Annotated in this window: 20 protein-coding genes; all 20 read right to left on the bottom strand. The window is 38.3% G+C overall.

The window, feature by feature from the left end:
• Positions 1-8: 8 nt before the first annotated feature.
• Positions 9-953 carry a riboflavin biosynthesis protein RibF gene (ribF, locus tag ELX58_RS02085; RefSeq protein WP_133441509.1) on the bottom strand — a complete coding sequence of 315 codons (945 nt, stop codon included), beginning with the start codon at positions 951-953 and terminating at the stop codon, positions 9-11.
• A gap of 14 nt (positions 954-967) precedes the next feature.
• Positions 968-1,873 carry a tRNA pseudouridine(55) synthase TruB gene (truB, locus tag ELX58_RS02080; protein WP_133441508.1) on the bottom strand — a complete coding sequence of 302 codons (906 nt, stop codon included), beginning with the start codon at positions 1,871-1,873 and terminating at the stop codon, positions 968-970.
• A 76-nt stretch (positions 1,874-1,949) separates the two neighbouring features.
• Positions 1,950-2,306: a 30S ribosome-binding factor RbfA gene (gene rbfA / locus ELX58_RS02075; RefSeq protein ID WP_133441507.1), complete on the bottom strand. Its 357-nt coding sequence runs from the start codon at positions 2,304-2,306 to the stop codon at positions 1,950-1,952.
• 20 nt (positions 2,307-2,326) lie between these two features.
• The gene (gene infB, locus ELX58_RS02070) at positions 2,327-4,594 is read right to left on the bottom strand and encodes a translation initiation factor IF-2 (RefSeq protein ID WP_133441506.1); all 2,268 of its coding nucleotides are present in this window, start codon (positions 4,592-4,594) and stop codon (positions 2,327-2,329) included.
• Positions 4,595-4,601: 7 nt separating this feature from the next.
• The gene (locus ELX58_RS02065; RefSeq protein WP_162614594.1) at positions 4,602-4,886 is read right to left on the bottom strand and encodes a L7Ae/L30e/S12e/Gadd45 family ribosomal protein; all 285 of its coding nucleotides are present in this window, start codon (positions 4,884-4,886) and stop codon (positions 4,602-4,604) included.
• Positions 4,887-4,917: 31 nt separating this feature from the next.
• A complete protein-coding gene (gene rnpM / locus ELX58_RS02060) occupies positions 4,918-5,217 on the bottom strand; it encodes an RNase P modulator RnpM (protein ID WP_133441504.1) in 300 nt (99 codons plus the stop codon).
• Between the two features lie 13 nt (positions 5,218-5,230).
• A complete protein-coding gene (nusA, locus tag ELX58_RS02055; protein WP_133441503.1) occupies positions 5,231-6,445 on the bottom strand; it encodes a transcription termination factor NusA in 1,215 nt (404 codons plus the stop codon).
• Between the two features lie 14 nt (positions 6,446-6,459).
• A complete protein-coding gene (gene rimP, locus ELX58_RS02050; protein ID WP_133441501.1) occupies positions 6,460-6,936 on the bottom strand; it encodes a ribosome maturation factor RimP in 477 nt (158 codons plus the stop codon).
• A gap of 120 nt (positions 6,937-7,056) precedes the next feature.
• Positions 7,057-7,671, bottom strand: a complete 615-nt coding sequence (locus ELX58_RS02045; RefSeq protein WP_133441500.1) for a PolC-type DNA polymerase III N-terminal domain-containing protein — start codon at positions 7,669-7,671, stop codon at positions 7,057-7,059.
• A gap of 38 nt (positions 7,672-7,709) precedes the next feature.
• Positions 7,710-9,425 carry a proline--tRNA ligase gene (locus ELX58_RS02040; protein ID WP_133441499.1) on the bottom strand — a complete coding sequence of 572 codons (1,716 nt, stop codon included), beginning with the start codon at positions 9,423-9,425 and terminating at the stop codon, positions 7,710-7,712.
• Positions 9,426-9,459: 34 nt separating this feature from the next.
• Positions 9,460-10,734, bottom strand: a complete 1,275-nt coding sequence (gene rseP / locus ELX58_RS02035; RefSeq protein ID WP_133441498.1) for an RIP metalloprotease RseP — start codon at positions 10,732-10,734, stop codon at positions 9,460-9,462.
• 21 nt (positions 10,735-10,755) lie between these two features.
• Entirely contained in the window at positions 10,756-11,544 is a 789-nt protein-coding gene (locus ELX58_RS02030; protein WP_133441497.1) for a phosphatidate cytidylyltransferase, read from the bottom strand.
• A 19-nt stretch (positions 11,545-11,563) separates the two neighbouring features.
• Positions 11,564-12,307 carry an isoprenyl transferase gene (locus ELX58_RS02025; RefSeq protein WP_133441496.1) on the bottom strand — a complete coding sequence of 248 codons (744 nt, stop codon included), beginning with the start codon at positions 12,305-12,307 and terminating at the stop codon, positions 11,564-11,566.
• Positions 12,308-12,332: 25 nt separating this feature from the next.
• Positions 12,333-12,752 (bottom strand): hypothetical protein, encoded by a 420-nt coding sequence (locus ELX58_RS02020; RefSeq protein WP_133441495.1) that lies wholly within the window; start codon positions 12,750-12,752, stop codon positions 12,333-12,335.
• Positions 12,753-12,783: 31 nt separating this feature from the next.
• Positions 12,784-13,347, bottom strand: a complete 564-nt coding sequence (gene frr / locus ELX58_RS02015; RefSeq protein WP_133441493.1) for a ribosome recycling factor — start codon at positions 13,345-13,347, stop codon at positions 12,784-12,786.
• A gap of 15 nt (positions 13,348-13,362) precedes the next feature.
• Positions 13,363-14,079, bottom strand: a complete 717-nt coding sequence (gene pyrH / locus ELX58_RS02010) for a UMP kinase (RefSeq protein WP_133441492.1) — start codon at positions 14,077-14,079, stop codon at positions 13,363-13,365.
• A 134-nt stretch (positions 14,080-14,213) separates the two neighbouring features.
• Entirely contained in the window at positions 14,214-15,038 is an 825-nt protein-coding gene (gene tsf, locus ELX58_RS02005) for a translation elongation factor Ts (protein ID WP_133441491.1), read from the bottom strand.
• Positions 15,039-15,200: 162 nt separating this feature from the next.
• The gene (gene rpsB / locus ELX58_RS02000) at positions 15,201-15,977 is read right to left on the bottom strand and encodes a 30S ribosomal protein S2 (protein ID WP_133441490.1); all 777 of its coding nucleotides are present in this window, start codon (positions 15,975-15,977) and stop codon (positions 15,201-15,203) included.
• A 222-nt stretch (positions 15,978-16,199) separates the two neighbouring features.
• A complete protein-coding gene (locus ELX58_RS01995) occupies positions 16,200-17,201 on the bottom strand; it encodes a D-2-hydroxyacid dehydrogenase (protein WP_133441489.1) in 1,002 nt (333 codons plus the stop codon).
• 87 nt (positions 17,202-17,288) lie between these two features.
• A complete protein-coding gene (locus ELX58_RS01990) occupies positions 17,289-18,041 on the bottom strand; it encodes a tRNA1(Val) (adenine(37)-N6)-methyltransferase (RefSeq protein ID WP_133441488.1) in 753 nt (250 codons plus the stop codon).
• Positions 18,042-18,104 lie beyond the last annotated feature (63 nt).

Below are 18,104 nucleotides of genomic sequence, written 5' to 3'. Positions count from 1 at the left end.
CGATTTAATTACTTATTGTTAGAAAAATATTGATGGGTAACAACTTGATCCTTACGCATCTGCTTAATCAAGCCGTCGGCATCAGAGAATTTAATCTGATCCCGAATTTCCTTTAACCAGTTAATCTTTACGGTTTCACCGTAAACATTCTGGTGGAAATTCAACAAATTAATTTCAATCGTAATGGGGTTGTGATTACCAAAGGTAACGTTGTGACCAATCGAAGCCATCCCTTCGTAGCAATGATGATTAATAATCACGGACGTTACGTAAACCCCGATTTTAGGTAGCCATTGATATTCATCATAAGCAACATTAATGGTAGGAAAACCTAATTTACGGCCACGTTGATACCCTCGAACCACGGTCCCGACAGTCTGAAACGGTCGACCCAGTAATTTATCCGTTAGTGCAACTTGGCCATCATCTAAACATTTTCTAATCCGAGTTGAACTAACTCGACCACCGGCAACGATTAAACACGGCACAGAAACAACATTAATTCGGTTCCGTGTATATTTAGGTAATAACATCATGTTAGCCGTATCTTTGGGCCCATATGTATGGTTACTCCCAGCAACTACTGTATTGGCCTTAAACCGGATCAAGTAATTATCAACAAATTGCTGTGGGGTTTGACTCTGAAAACTATAGGTGTAATCGATCATGTACACGATCTGAACACCCCACCGCTTCAAGATTTGAAGCTTCATCTTGTTAAGGGTCAAATACCGTCGATTATGATCATTTAATCGTTGATAAACCACTTTGGGTGAATGATTATACGTTAACAAGGCCAACGGCATGTGCTTTTTTTGAGCAATCTTTTTAGCCGTCATAATAACTTGACGATGACCTAAATGAAGCCCGTCAAAGAAGCCCATCGCTAGAACGACCGGACCTTTAAATTTTAACTTCGGATTTAATGGGTGATGTAAATGAATAACTTGAATATTAACACCCCACTTTATTTGATACTAAACATCGTAATCGGTCGATAACATTTCTGCTTAACGTCATGGCCATATAACGCTTTAGTATCATGATTATATTTCAAGATCAACTTGTTGTAATTAGGTACTTCATCTGGATACAGAAAGGCACCATTTTTAACTCGAGCCCACTGACTTGATTTTAAATTATAAACTGGAATTTCAGGTAAAGCATGCTCAATCGGTGCCAGAAAAGACAGGTCGTGATCTTCAAGATCATGTTTAATTTGACCAAACGTGACTGTCTGATCAAGATGAAAATTACCACTTTTGACTCGGGTAAGGTTGGACATTACCGCCGGCACACCTAGTTTTTTACCAAGATCAACAGACATGCAACGAATATAAGTGCCCTTGCCACAAACAATCCTAAAGTATATGGTTTGCTGCTTTTTATCACGATCATATTGAGATGGCTTAATCTGTTTAAAGCTCTTAACACTGACGATATGTTTGGGTCGATCAACTTTAATTCCCTGTCGAGCGTATTCATACAGGTGTTTACCATTAACCCTGACAGCAGAATACATTGGTGGAACCTGAACTAGACGATCCTTCTCAAAGGTCTTCATTTGTTTATCAATTTGCTTATTAGAATACGGTTTCGCAATGGCTTCCGTTTTGATTACGTTACCAGAAAGATCAGCCGTATCGGTAGCTAAACCTAACGTCACGGACCCTTGATAAACTTTACCAAAGTGCATTAGGTAGCCAGCTACTTTAGTTGCACTGCCCACGCAAATCGGTAAAACACCGTCGACATCGGGGTCTAAAGTCCCACTGTGGCCGACCTTTCGAATGTTTAAAAGGTGTCTAATCTTACTAACGCAATGAAAACTGGTCATCCCACGAGGTTTATATAATGGAATAATTCCGTTCACATTCATCACTTTCCTCATAAATGACAACAAAAGGGATAGGCATTTTTAGTTACCTATCCCTTAATTTCAAAATTAATTATCGATTTTCTTTTTTTAATTTAGAGATAATTTTATCGATTTTACTACCATATTCAATCGATTTATCAAGTTCAAAATGAATCTTTGGCGTGTGGTAAACATGTCTTAACCGAGAACCTAATTCACTTTGAATTAAGCCGGTGGCATGATCCAAGCCTTCTTGAGTCTTCTTACGGTCTGATTCTTTATCAGAAAGAATACTGTAATAAATCGTTGCTTGCTGTAGATCACCGGTTGCTTTAACACCAGTAATGGTTACACCTTGAATTCTAGGATCCCGGATCTGCTTGATTAAAATATCATCAGTATATCGCTGAATCTCAGTTTCAAGTCTACCAACTCGGTATTGAGCCATAATTAAGTCTCCTTAGAACATTACTTTCTTGGAATGGCTTTCATGGTATAAGCTTCGATTACATCACCGACTTTAATGTCGTTATAGTCTTCGATCGTCATACCACATTCAAAGCCTTGCTTAACTTCTTTAGCATCATTCTTAAAACGCTTCAAGCTTGCTAACTTACCAGTGTAAACAACTTTGTTATCACGGATTAAGTGAATTCGGGTACCGTTGCCAATGTAACCTTTCGTTACCATACAACCGGCAATCGTACCAACGGCAGAAGCTTTATAAAGTTGACGGACGTCAGCATCTCCGGTAACAACTTCTTTATACTTAGGAGCTAACTTACCTTTCATAGCTGATTTAACTTCATCGATTAAATCATAGATAACGTCATAAAGTCGAATATCAACTTTATAGTTTTCAGCCTGAATCTTAGCCTGCGGTGTAGGTCGAACATTAAATCCTAATACGATTGCATTAGTAGCTTGAGCTAAGGTAACATCACTTTCGTTGATTGCACCAACACCGGAATGGACGATACTTACTAGAACCCCCTTGACTTTAATATCTTTCAAACTTGAGTCAATGGCTTCAACGGAACCTTGAACATCGGCTTTGATGATCAAGTTAACTTTCTTCATATCGTTCTTCTTCATGGTACTGAATAAGTTACTCAAAGTAACAGTATTATCCTGCTTACGACGTTCCATCTGAGCTTGTTCAGCACGCTGTTCACCAGCAGCACGGGCATCCTTTTCGTGGTCAAAGACAACGAAACGATCACCAGCTTCTGGAACGCTACTCAATCCAGTAATTTCAACTGGAGTGGACGGACCAGCAGACTTCAAAGGCTTACCATTTTCGTTAGTCATGGTACGAACTCGACCGAACGTATCGCCAACTACGATTGGATCTTCGATGTGCATGGTTCCTTCTTGAACTAAGACGGAAGCAACGGGACCTTTACCCTTATCTAGCTTTGATTCAATAACAGAACCGGCGGCATTTTGCTTAGGGTTAGCCTTTAATTCCATGACTTCAGCCTTAAGAATAATCATGTCCAGTAATTCTTTAACGTTAGTACCTAACTTAGCGGAGATATTAACGAAGATGGTATTACCACCCCATTTTTCAGGGATTAGGCCGTATCGAGTTAACTGGTTAGTAACCTTCTTCGGGTTAGCACCTGGTTTATCGATCTTGTTAATCGCAACGATAATTGGGGTCTTAGCAGCCTTAGCATGGTCGATGGCTTCAACGGTTTGTGGCATAACACCATCATCCGCAGCAACAACTAAGACAACTAAATCGGTAATTCTAGCACCACGAGCACGCATTGCTGAGAATGCAGCATGACCTGGAGTATCTAAGAACGTAATGGTCTTACCTTTTTCTTTAATCTGGTAAGCACCAATGTCCTGGGTAATACCACCAGCTTCATGTGCAGCCACATGAGAATGACGAAGGTAATCTAATAACGTAGTCTTACCATGATCAACATGACCCATGATGGTAATTACTGGTGGACGAGGAACAAGGTGTTTCTTGTTATTGATTTCTTTCTTGAACATCTTATCGATATCAGAAATGTTAACCTGTTTCTTTTCTTTAGCCTTGATATGGTAAGCAACAGCTAACAATTCAATGGTATCCTTACCCAGAGATTTATTCTGGTTAACCATAATCCCTAAATCAATTAATTTTTTGACGATTTCAGCAGGAGCACGGTGTAAAATCTTACCAATATCCTGAGCGTTCATCCCTACCGTGTAGTACAAAGTCTTCGGTAACGGACGAGCTTTTCGTCTTGGGGCATGATTATGCTTATGAATCTGACGAATTCGCTGATTAGTGCTGTAACGGTTGTTGTTACGGTTATGTCGACGGTTCCATCGACGACGCTTCTTATTGTTATGACGGTGATAATTGTTATTACCATTTTGGTTCGAGTAGCTCTTCGGACGATGAACAAATTTAGAAGCATTCGATTTATGATTGTTATTGTGATTATTACCATTATGGGAATGCTGATTGGATTTATTTACGTTCGATTTGTGATTATTGACTCGATGTTGATTATTGCGATTATTACCGTGATGATTATTTGATTTGTGATTATTAGCGGGCTTAGAATTTCGGCTTGCTTTAACAGCATGTCGGACTTGAGATTCTTGTTTAGAATCAAGGGTTGCCATATGATTCTTGATATGAATCCCTTTCTTATTTGCCTTAGTAATCAGCTGTTTACTACTCATATGAAGTTCACGAGCTAATGTGTAAACGCGTTTTTTACCCATATCATCACTATCCTTTAGTATTCTGATTCAATTCGATCAAATGATTTACAAATCCACGATCCTGTAAACCCATCACAATTCGATTTCTACCAATTGCGTGACTAAGTTCTTTCTTAGTAAATTGATCATTTAACGGTATTTTGTGAGAACTGGCTTTATCATGAAATTTCTTACTGGTGGCTTGACCGGCATCGGCAGCTATAATAAGAAAGCCAATCTGGTGAGCTTTAATCTTCATAATCAAAGTGTTTTCACCACTGATAATTTTACCAGCTCCCTGGGCAATTCCCAAAAAGTTTAGGAACTGCTTCTTATTATTTATCTTATTTATCATGACTTAATAATTGTTGACGGGCCTGTTCATGATCAGCATATTTAATTAACTGGTCATAGAATTTGTCATCCAAATCGGCTGAAAATACTTTATTGAATGTCTTTTCAGCTTTAGCCTTTTTGGCTTCGGCGACACTCATGCCAACGTATGCTCCACGGCCGGACTGTTTACCAGTTTTATCGATGAACACTTTGCCATCTTTCTGATGAACAATTCGAATCAATTTTTTCTTCGGAGCCATCTTACCCGTTACGATATCTTTACGCATCGGTACTTTTCTGCGACGCATGGTTAATCACTCCTTATTTATCTTCACTGGAAGCATCACTATCTAAATCGGAATCACTACTTACATCGTCTGAATCATCATCAGTATCTGCAGATGTGTCAACATCAGTAGCTTTTTCATCAGAGGAAGTATCCTTTGAAGATTCTTCAGAATCAGCAGCAACTTTATTAACTTTGCTAATAATCTTATCCTGATCCGATTCTGGTTCAATATCAATCTTATAGCCTGTTAATTTAGCAGCTAAACGAGCGTTCTGGCCTCGTTTACCAATGGCTAATGATAACTGGTTATCCGGTACGATTACGGTACAAGCATGATCGTTATCCGGATCAAAGATAACGTTATCGACTTCAGATGGATTTAAAGCGTTAGCAATATACGTTGCCTCATCACTGTCCCATTGAACGATATCCATGTTTTCGCCACCTAGTTTATTAACGATGGCTTGAACACGTTCACCACGGGGACCAACGGTAGTACCAACTGGATCGATATTCTTGTTAGTAGAACGAACCGCAACTTTGGCACGGTTACCGGCTTCACGAGCAATTGATACGATTTCAACTGTTCCATCATAAATTTCAGGAACTTCTTCTTCGAATAAACGCTTTAATAAACCAGGTGCGGTACGACTAACGTATACTTGAGGGCCTTTTGAAGCATTTTCAACTTTAGTAACGTAAACCTGAATATCTTCATGAGGTCGGTAATCTTCGTCACGGATTTGGCCACTCTTAGGCATTACCGCAATAACCTTACCTAAATTAACGTATACAAATTTATAATCTTCACGTTCGACAGTACCAGTGATTAATTCATCCTGGTATTTACTGTATTCGTCGTAAATGCTCTGACGTTCAGCTTCACTGATCTTCTGCATTACGACCTGCTTAGCAGTCTGGGCAGCAATTCGACCAAAGTTACGTGGGGTAACTTCAACCTTAATTTCGTCACCTAATTCATAACCATGACTACGCTTAAGTGCATCATCCAAGCTGCATTCTAAACGTGGATCTTTAACGTCTTTAACAACTTTTTTGATAGCGTAAACCTTTAAAGTTCCGTCATCACCAAAATCGACTTCGACGTTTTGAGCCTGATGGAAATTACGTTTATATGCTGAAGCTAAAGCTGCTTTTAAAGCATCGATAATAGTACCTTTTTTAATCCCTTTATCTTTTTCTAAGGAATTAAAAGCACTTACTAATTCCTGTTTCTGTTTATTCATTATGGAATCTCCTTTTATAACTTAACCGCTAAACGAGCTAAGGCAATTGCTTTCCTAGGAATTTTAACGTCTCTCATAACGCTCATGTCATTATATTTAATGACTAAATCCTTAGAATCATAGCTCTGTAAATATCCTTCATACATTTTTCGATTCTTAATTGGGTAGTACAACGTAACGTGTACATATCGATTAATGGCGCTCTTAAAATCTTGAGGCTTTTTAAGAGGACGTTCGGCACCGGGAGAAGAAACGTCTAAATTATAGGCGTGTGGAATTGGATCCGGGTCTAAACTATCTAATTTCATTCCCAGCTTGTCACTAACTTTCGCACAATCATTAATCGAAATCCCGCCTGCGGGCTTATCGACATAAACGCTTAAGTACCACTTAGGGCCTTTTTTCGAATAATTTACATCATATAAACTAAAATGAAGATCTTTTAAAATCGGTTGCAATAAGTTAGTGACAATCTTTTCAACTTTGTTCATCACGTAACCCTCCTAAAGAGCCCAATAAAAAGAGCGAGCATTTCTGCTCACTCTTTTACCGAGTTTCTATTTCAATTAAATCATATCATATCCACTATCTAATAACAAACGATCCCTTAATTATTTGGGCTTTTCGTCGTTATCTAAGGCTTTAACGGCTTCACGAGCTAATTTAACGTCACTCTTGGTTTTCTTAATCGGAAAATCAACAACTTGAGTCGGCAAATTCCTTTTAGAACTAACGCCAGCAACATGAATCTTAAAATTCGGAAAGCCTAGTTGATGATACGTATCTTCAAGATCAACTAAAGCACCGTCCATTAAGAAACTGCGAAGAGATCTTTCTTTGGTATCTAGTGATACTTGACCGTTAGTGACTTTAAGCTGACTGTTTTTGGCTAGCTGTTGCTTTAGGATTGATGAAAGATGGCAATTATTAACGACCCATAGCCAATAATCCTTAATCAAAGAATCGGTAACCTTAGGCTGGTCAATATGGAACGTAACCTTTAAAGATGAACCGGCAAAGACGTTATGCAGACGTTGCATAAAATCTTGAAATATCTTATAAGGCATAATCGAAGCCAACGTAATTTGAAAAGACCACAAATTGGATCGATCATGAATAACTAATTCGGTTAGCAAACCGTCCTGCAAAGCTTTTTGCGCAGATGGAGTCGTTAACTGTAATTTTTCGATTAGCTTCTTAAATAAATCATGCTGATACGAGGCCACGTTGCAATCCTCCTAAATATGATATGCTTAACGAATTTTTACTTGTTATTACTTAATTCTTTTCTAAAGATTGGAATGGTGTTTTCTAGTTCGTCTTTACGAACCTTTACCGTTTCGCCGGTCTTTCTGATCTTAACTTCAACGACACCTTGTTTAGCGTCACGGCCAACGGTAATTCTTAATGGGATTCCGATTAAATCAGAATCAGCGAACTTAACACCAGCACGCTTCTTTCGGTCATCAAGTAAGACTTCATAGCCATCCTTAGTTAATTGTTTATCTAAGGATAATGCCAAGTTCATTTGAACATCATTCTTAACGTTAACTGGAATGATATGAATATCAAACGGAGCAACTGAAATTGGCCATACTAAGCCATTATCATCAGACTGCTGTTCAGCAATTGCTGAAAGTAAACGACTTACACCAATTCCGTAACATCCCATAATAACTGGTACTCGCTTACCATTTTCGTTCAAAACGGTAGCACCTAAATCTTTAGAATAACGAGTGCCTAACTTAAAGATATGGGCAATTTCAATTCCTGGTGTAAACTTCAAATGACCAACACCGTTTGGTGCAACGTCGCCTTCCTTAGCTAGACGGAAGTCACCATAAGCATCAACCTTAAAGTCACGGCCTGGGTTGACGTTGACGTAATCATAGTCATTTTCATTAGCACCAGCAACGGTATTAACCATGTACTTAACGTAATCATCAGCTAAAATCTTGACGTTAGTATTAACTGGGCCTACGTAACCAGGTACACAGCCCACAAGCTTTTTAATCTGGCTAGGAGTAGCTAAGTCTAAGAAGTCAGCGCCTAAGAAGTTCTGGATCTTAGTTGGGTTAACATCATGGTCACCACGAACTAATACCAAGACTGGTTTCTTCTTATTAGCAATAAAGAGAACACTCTTGATAATCTGTTTTGGTTCAACCTTTAAGAACTTAGCTAACTTCTTAATCGTCTTGGTGTTAGGACAAGATTTCTTAACTAATTTCTTTGGTGCAACGTCAGGCTTTTTAGCAATGCACTTACTAGTAGCCATTTCTAAGTTAGCTTGATAATCACCCTTATCAGAATAAACGATGGTATCTTCACCAACTTTAGCTGGAGCGGAGAATTCTTGTGAATCAGATCCGCCCATGGCACCACCGTTACCAATGATTGGTCGGTAGTGTAACTGCATCTTATCAAAAATCTTTCGATAAGCGACATCCATATTGTGATAGATTCGGTCTAAATCTTTATCATTTAAGGAGAATGAATAAGCATCCTTCATAAGAAATTCACGGCCTCGTAATAAGCCATAACGAGGACGGTTTTCATCACGGAACTTAGACTGGATTTGATAAAGAATTAATGGTAAATCTTTATAGGAATTAACGGTATCACGAATTAAAGCCGTAAAGGTTTCTTCATGGGTTGGTCCTAAGATATATTCAGTACCACGACGGTTCTTTAACTTAAATAATTCGGGTCCGTAAGTACTTAAACGGCCGGATTCTTTCCATAACTTAGCGGGTAATAAGGTTGGTACCAACATTCGAATGGCACCAATCTTCTGCATTTCGTCATTAATAATCTTTTCAATCTTTTCAAGAACCCGATAAGCCAATGGCAAGTAGGCATATATACCAGCAGAAACCTGATGGATATAGCCACCTCGTAACATCATAATATGACTTAAAGCAACGGCACCTTTCGGGTTCTGCTTTAACGTCGGGATTAACATTTTGGATTGTCTCATAAAATAGCGCTCCCTAATTTACTTTTAATTAATATCAATGAATAAAATAGCGTTCAATATCATTCCAGGTCACTAACACCATTAAGACTAAGATCAGAGCAAAGCCAATTAACGTAATGGTGGCTTCAACATTTTCAGATACAGGACGACGACGAATGGCCTGAATAAGGTTCAGTATTATTTTACCACCATCTAAAGCTGGAATTGGTAACAGGTTCATAATTGCAAGGTTAATTGATAAAAATGCTAAGAATTGCAATAGACCTGTAATCCCTAATTTAGCGGCTTGTGACGTCGTTGCAAAAATGGCAACGGGTCCGCCTAAATCATTTAAACTAAAGTGACCAAAGATCATGTGGCCTAACGCATGGAACAGTTGTTCAGTCATGCTCCAAGTCTGAGTAAAGCCAGAAATCAATTTGGCACTGACACTATGGTCTAACGTCTGCTCAATACCAATCATCCCGTATCGTTTGTGGCTAATAACTCTTGACTTAGTTGTAAACGATAGTGTCTTAACGTGATGATCACGTTTAATCATTAGATTAATTTTTTGATGTGGTCGAGTTGCGATTTGTTTTTGAAGACCAATCCAATTCGGTGTCTTATGATGGTCAATCGATATAATTCGATCACCATTTTGAATCCCAGCATCCCTAGCAACGGAATTATGGGGTAAAACATTAACCTGATTGGAATTCGTTAATACGCCACCCTGAACAAAGGATAGCAGCATATAAACAATTACCGCTAATAAGACGTTGTTAAAAACACCGGCAAAATTAGTCATCAATTTCTTGGACACACTTGCTGTCTCATATTGAACATCAGCTGGTGCAATCTGGACTTCAGTACCATCCTGTTCAACAATCGTGGCGTCATGGTCAACATTAAACGTCTTTAAATGATTTTCATCACCATTTACGTAACCGGTAATGGTTAATTGATGCTCTAAATCAGATTTAACGACCTCTATCGGTAACCCCTTAAATAACATGTGTTTGTTACTGGTATTGATTGACTGGACTAAACCGTTAGTTCCTAGTTTTAAATTAACGGCACGCCCAGGACGCATTTCTTCGTTATCGTCATCAGCACTGCCCGCCATTCTGACGTAACCGCCTAATGGCAATAATCGCAAGGTATATGTTGTGCCGTTATACCGATGATAAAATATTTTGGGCCCCATTCCGACCGAAAATTCACGAACCATAATTCCCGACTTCTTCGCAACGATGAAGTGGCCAAATTCGTGAACGATCACTAGGATCCCAAAAATAATTATAAAGGCTATTATTGTAGAGATCATTATCGAGATTACCTTCTAAACTTAAATAATACCTAACAGATGTAAGACCGGTAATACAAACAGTAAACTATCAAATCGATCTAAAATTCCACCGTGACCGGGTAAGATTTTACCAGAATCCTTTACGCCATAATGACGCTTAATTGCCGATTCAACTAAATCACCAAATTGACTGACGATCGAAAGGAAGATCGTAATGATAAACATGGTGACAAAACCGTAAGCATGGACTGGGAAGTAATATAACCAAATCGTGCCGACAATCATGGCAAGAATTGAGCCACCAAATGAACCTTCCCATGTCTTATGTGGACTAATGTGTGGTGCTAAACGATGCGTACCGAATTTTTTACCAATTAGGTAAGCACCGGTATCGGTTGACCAGACAATAAACAATGCATAGAAAATGGTGTCGATGCCATCAATTCTAGCATTAAGGAAGTAATGGAAGCCCATCCCGATGTAAAGAGCGGTTACCGCAATCACACCGGCATCCGAAAACGAGAAAAGGTTCTTAGTAAAGACCATTCGTAATAACAACAGCATTACCATCACGTAAAACAAAAAAGTCTGATTTAAAAATGACGGTAAAGAACTAAACCAACGGTCCGGAGTTATCAAAATAATTACCGCAATGTACGCAATAATGGCTTCCGGTGAAACTAAGATTCGTTTGTCCATAATTAAAATTTCAACGGTAGCAGTTAACCCTAAGAAATATGCCAAGAACGTTAACGGCGAACCACCATAAATTACAAGTGGAATAAAAATTAATAAGGCAACGATTGCCGTAATCAATCTTTTTTTCATAATTAAAAACCTCTTAAAATTATTTAAGGCCGCCAAAGCGACGATGTCTTTGTTGATATTGATATATTGAGTCGACTAATAGATCCTTGTTGAAATCCGGCCAGTATTCAGGACGAAACAGAAATTCACTATAAGCTAATTGCCAAAGCAAAAAGTTAGAGATCCGTTGTTCACCACTGGTTCGAATTAACAGATCCGGGTTAGCATACTTACCCAAAAAGCCGGTCATTAAATGTTTAGCAAAATATTTAGGTGTAATATCACTAATCTTAATCTGGTTATTTTTAACCTCTTGCGCAATGTTCTTGGTTGCGGTAACGATTTCATCCTGGCCACCATAATTAACGGCAAAATTCAGGATCATTCCAGTACACTGGGATGTATCCTGAACAGCTTTATTAATAGCTTTTTGAGTGGATGCTGGGATCTTATCTGTATAGCCCATTACATGGACTCGGACATTATCATGAATCAACTGCGGTACAAAAGTGTTAAAAAACTTTTGTGGCAAACTCATAATGTATTTGACTTCTTTACTGGGCCGTTTCCAGTTTTCCGTTGAAAATGCATATAGCGTCAAAACTTTAATCCCTAAATGACCAGCGGCAGAAGCAACGCCTTTAATGGCTTCCATTCCTTGATGATGTCCAGCAATTCTAGGTAAATGACGCTTATGAGCCCAGCGACCGTTACCGTCCATAATAATGGCAACGTGTTTAGGAATATTATTAGGGTCTAGTTCACGTTCATCAGTATGTAACATCTATTAAAAACTCTTTCTCTCTAAATTATTTAACTAAACGCCATTTACCGTACTTGGCTTCAATTAGCGTCTGGAAATATTTTAATACATGATCAGCTGATTTAGGGCTTCTTGATCCAAGCATGTTCAAACCCATCCCCGTTGGGAACGGATCTGATAAATCAGTAACTGCGGTAACATCTTTATGATGCTTAACTTTTGCAAGTGAAAAAGCAGCGACCCAGTCTTTTGCGACCAAGCGACCTACAATCATAAACAAATTGAATTTACCTTTTACGTAAATCGGCATTACAAAAATCCCCTTTTGGATTTCTTGTAAATGTCGACCTTTATAATCCATTGCTTGAAGCAAGGTATCACTCATCGGCTTGGTGATCTGAAACACCATGTTATTAAATTTGGATGAGCCTGGCGTGATCTCAAGTATGTGTTGCTTATTAGCCAATTTACTCTAAACCCTTTCGTTATCTAACGTATTATTCCGTTTGAATTTCGTGCTGCTTAGCTTTAACGGCATCGTCAACACCTTTAGTCGATTGATTAGTGAGCTTCTGAACCTGATCTTCTAACCGGTGCATTTGATCATCGGTGATGTCACTGTTCTTATCACCTTTTTTAATGGCGGTCATGGCATCACGACGAACGTAACGGATCGTAACTTTACTTTCTTCACCCATGGCTTTGACCTTCTTAGATAACTGATCACGACGTTCATCAGTTAACTGAGGAATAATGATTCGAATTACACTACCGTCATTCGTTGGATTAAGACCAATGTTAGCCTTCATGATCCCTTCGGCAATGTTCTTTAAGGAACTCTTAACGTATGGGTTAATGGTTAAGACCCTTGGTTCAGGTGTTGTGATTGATGCCATCTGACTAATCGGGGTTGGAACTCCGTAATATTCAGCTTTAACACCGGATAAGATACTGGCATTGGCACGGCCCGCTCTTACGGTCCCTAACGTATGCTTTAAATTACGGATGGCTTTTTGCATTTTCTTTTTACTATCATTTAAAAGATTATTTGGATTTAACATAACGAACCGTCTCCTTTAATCAACAAGAGTGCCGACGGAAGCACCTTTAATAATTTTAGTAATATTGTCAGCAGCTTTAAAATCAAATACGATCAACGGGATGTGATTTTCCATTGCTAATGAACTAGCTGTGGCATCCATCACCTGAAGATTCTTTTTAATTAAATCAACGTAGTTTAAATGGCTATATTTAACGGCTTTTGGATCCTTGTTAGGGTCAGCTGAATAAATACCATCAACTCCATTCTTAGCCATTAAAATGACGTCTGCGTGAATTTCTGCAGCTCTAAGAACAGCTGTTGTATCAGTAGAGAAGTAAGGATTACCAATTCCACCGCCAAAGATAACAACTTGATGGTGATTAAGATGATTTAAAGCGGTGTCTAAGTTATATGGTTCAGCAACCTGTCTCATTGAAATCGACGTCTGAACATAGGCTGGGACATTAATTGCTCGTAAACCGTCCTGTAAAGCTAAACTATTCATAATTGTGGCTAACATCCCGATGTAATCAGCACGGCTTCGTTCCATACCAACTTTGGCACCGGTAACGCCTCGCCACATGTTACCACCGCCGACAACGATGGCAATTTGAATTCCGGTTTGGTAAGCAATCTTTACTTTCTTAGTAATTGCTTTAATAACGTCAGGATTAATCCCTAAGCCTTGGTCCCCGGCTAGGGCTTCACCACTTATTTTTAAAACGATTCGTTTATATTTTAAATCAGACAAGATGTTTCCTCCATTATCTACAGAATCTACAGATCTACGTTGATTTTATCATACTACGCTAATTATTAACATTTACAACAAAAAAGATGTGCCAAAATATTATCTGGCACATCTTTAATCATAATATTAATAAATTAGTCTTCACCAATTTGGTAACGAACGAAGGCAGCTAACTTACCTTTTTTAGAAGCAACGTACTGGGCAACGGTCTTCTTGTCATCCATTACGAACTGCTGATCAGCTAAGCAAATCTGTGATAAGTGCTTTTTCATACGGCCCTTAACGATGAACTTTACGATCTTGGCAGGCTTACCAGAATTAAGAGCTTCTTTCTTTAATTCGGCAGTTTCATGAGCCATGTCTTTATCAGAAATATCTTTAGAGCTCATGTAAGTTGGGTCCATAGCAGCAACATGCATTGCAACGTTTTCAGCAGTGTTATCATCAGCACCGTTTAAAAGAACTAATGAAGCGATCTGACCACCATTATGAACGTAGGCACCAAAGTGATCATCATCGGTCTTTTTAAGTAACTTAAAGCGCTTTAACTTAATGTTTTCATGAGTAATCTGAATGATGTGGTTCATGCTGTCTTTGATAGTACCATCTTTAGATGATAACTTTAGAACATCATCGACAGTCTTAGGCTGATTAGCTAAGATTGCGTCACTGATTAACTTAACTAAGCCCTTAAAATCAGAGTTAGCAGTTAAGGTATCAGTTTCACAGTTAACTTCAACGATTACAGCAAAGTTACCCTTTGTAGCAACGTTAACTAAACCATTTTCAGTCTTATTGTTACTCTTGGTAGCAGACTTTTTAGCACCCTGTTTTCTCAAGATGTCCATTGCCTTTTTACTATCACCATTAGCAGCATCTAATGCTTTTTTAACGGCAACGATTCCAACATTAGTTTCATCACGTAATGCTTTAATTTGAGCAAAACTAACTTTAGCCATTTTTTAACCTCCCGAAATTTTAAATCATCTTAAATCAATGACCTAAAATTTCTTATTTTATTTTGTAAATCAATTATATCATAACTACCCTACGAACACACGACCAATAAAAAAGCTGTTTATTCATAATGAATAAACAGCTTTCTTTTAAGATAATTTCAATTATTTATTGTCGTTATCGTCTTTGCTATCGTCAGACTTCTTGGCAGAAGCATCGGAATCACTAGCGGCTTTAGCGCCAGCATCCTTACCTTCTTTACCCTGGTTACCTTCAATGATAGCGTCAGCCATCTTGGAAGTGATCAACTTAACGGCACGGATAGCATCATCATTGGCAGGAATGACAACGTTAATCTGGTCAGGGTCAGTGTTGGTATCAACCATAGCAACGATTGGAATGTTTAACTTATGAGCTTCGTTAACGGCGATGACTTCTTTACGAGGGTCAACGATGTACATAACATCAGGAATCCGAGGCATGTCTTCGATACCGCCTAAGAAGTATTCTAATTTCTTGGCACGTTTAGTAAGTACAGAAACTTCTTTCTTAGGTAAACGATCGAAGGTGCCATCTTTAGCCATCTTCTTTAACTTCTTTAAGTAAACGATACGTTTGTGAATAGTTACCCAGTTAGTTAAGGTACCACCTAACCAACGATGGTTAACGTAGTACTGACCACAACGAGTAGCTTCATCATGAATGGTGTTCTGGGCTTGCTTCTTAGTACCAACAAAAAGTACAACTGCACCTTTTGAGGCTTCGTTCTTCATGAACTTGTAAGCATCGCCTAACATCTTAACGGTCTTCTGTAAATCAATGATATAAATACCGTTACGTTCAGTGAAAATGTATTTCTTCATCTTAGGGTTCCAACGACGGGTTTGGTGACCGAAGTGAACTCCAGATTCTAAGAGCTGTTTCATGGTAACAACTGCCATATAAAAATACCTCCAATTTAGTTATATCCTCCCCGCCAGTCTTTTAATCCAACAACCCAACTTCCAATTGAGCACTTATCAGATTATCGTGACGAGTGTGAATTGGCGCATAAGCACCAATAAACATGTTAACCGATTTCATCGTCGATTTCAATCCAAAATAAAAAAGATATGATTAACTTAATGACCATATCTTTTTTATAAAAATTTTAATAATTAATATTAAAACTTAACTAACTTATCGGACTTGCCAGTTTCAAGTAAGTCTTTGTTAGCGCTCATGGAGAATTCAACCATGTTCTTAACGGCAATCTTAGTGTAGAAAGCGATATGTGGAGTAACGATTACGTTATCACGCTTGATTAAGTTCTTTAAACGAGCATCTGGAATAGCATCAAGGCTGCCCCAGTTCTTGTTAAAGTTACCAACTTCGTTTTCATAAGTATCTAAGCCGGCACCTTGAACTTTGCCGCTGTCTAATGCTTTGATTAAAGCATCAGTATCAACTAAAGTACCACGAGCAGCGTTGATTAAGTAAACGCCATCCTTCATTTCGGAGAATGCTTTAGCGTTGATCATGTGGTAGTTAGACTTTAATGCTGGTGCATGAATAGTAATGATATCAGACTTAGCATATAATTCCTTAGGGTTCTTTACGTAGATACCTTCCTTTTCTAACTTCGGGTTAGGGTATGGATCGTAAGCAATAATCTTGGATCCGAAACCACGTAAAATCTTGATTACCATACGGCCAATGTGACCAGTACCAAAGATACCAACGGTCATCTTGTCCATTTCATCGGCAACGTCTGGAGCCCAGCGTAAGTCACCATGCATAATCTTCTTATCAAAGATCTTGCCACGACGTACTAAACGAAGCATGTCAGTAACAGCTAATTCAGCGATGGCTTCTGGAGAATAAGAAGGAACGTTGGTTAACTTCATGTTGTTAGCCTTTAAAGCTTTAGCATCAACATTATCAACACCAACGTTACGTAATGATAATGCGTGGATACCATAACTGCCTAACTTGTTTAATACGGAAGCAGTGTATGGTTTCTGCTGATATGCATCAACACCGTCAAAACCTTTAGCTTCAGAAACAGTGCTGTCATCTAATAACTTAGGTTCAGTTTTAACCTGAACATCAGAGTTATCTTCAGCCCACTTTTTAAAGTATGGCATTTCATCTTTACGGACACCATATGCAATAATTTTCTTCATATGAATACCTCCAAATCTATGAACACATGTATTATAACATTCAGCCATATAAATTATAATATTAAGAACTAATAATCTTCGGCATTTTCACGCGTTCCATGACCCGAACATGATTTGATGCATAAATTTACTGTACCCCGAATTATTTTCATTCCTCACAATAATCGGTGGCAAAATTTTTACGCCAGGTTTACCACATTTAACGGCTTTAATCAGTACTAATTGCGATGGCTGATTTAATCTCGGGTGAGCAAATTGAATTGCTTTAGGGACTAATTTGTTCTTCTGTAACGTGTTTAACATTTCAATTAACCGATTGGGTCGATAAACGATAAACGCCGTTCCACGCGTGTTTAATAACTTGCTAATTGTTGAGATAACCTGATTTAAATTGGTCTTAATCTCACTTCTGGCAATTGCTAAATAAGGGTTGCCACTAACTTTAGTAGTTGGTAACGTCTTAAAGTACGGTGGATTACACAGCACCACGTTTGCAGAGTTCGGCTTAATGAATTTAAAAACGTCCTTTAAATCAATTGGTAAAACCTTAATTTGTGAAGATAAGTGATTCAATTCAACGCTTCTTTTAGCCATATCGGCTAACTTAGGCTGAATTTCAACCCCGATGATTTTGCCACGAGTCTTATGACTGGCAAATAGACCCACGGCACCATTACCTGCACAAAGGTCAACCGTTAATGATTTTGAAGATCGTTTCAATTGAGCAAAGTAAGCTAACAACACGGCATCCAAAGAAAACGAGAACGTCTTTGAATTTTGAATGATTTTAATGCCTAAACTGTATAATTCATCAATTCGTTCGTTTGGCTTTAATCCCATTTTAATAGGCCCCTATTTACATTTTTATGAATAAATAATAAAATACATTTAGTTTGGGAGGTA

The organism is Acetilactobacillus jinshanensis (assembly GCF_004359375.1).
GTDB lineage: Bacteria > Bacillota > Bacilli > Lactobacillales > Lactobacillaceae > Acetilactobacillus > Acetilactobacillus jinshanensis.
The sequence above is the reverse complement of the archived record's forward strand: the minus strand, read 5'-3'. Positions and strand labels throughout refer to the sequence as shown.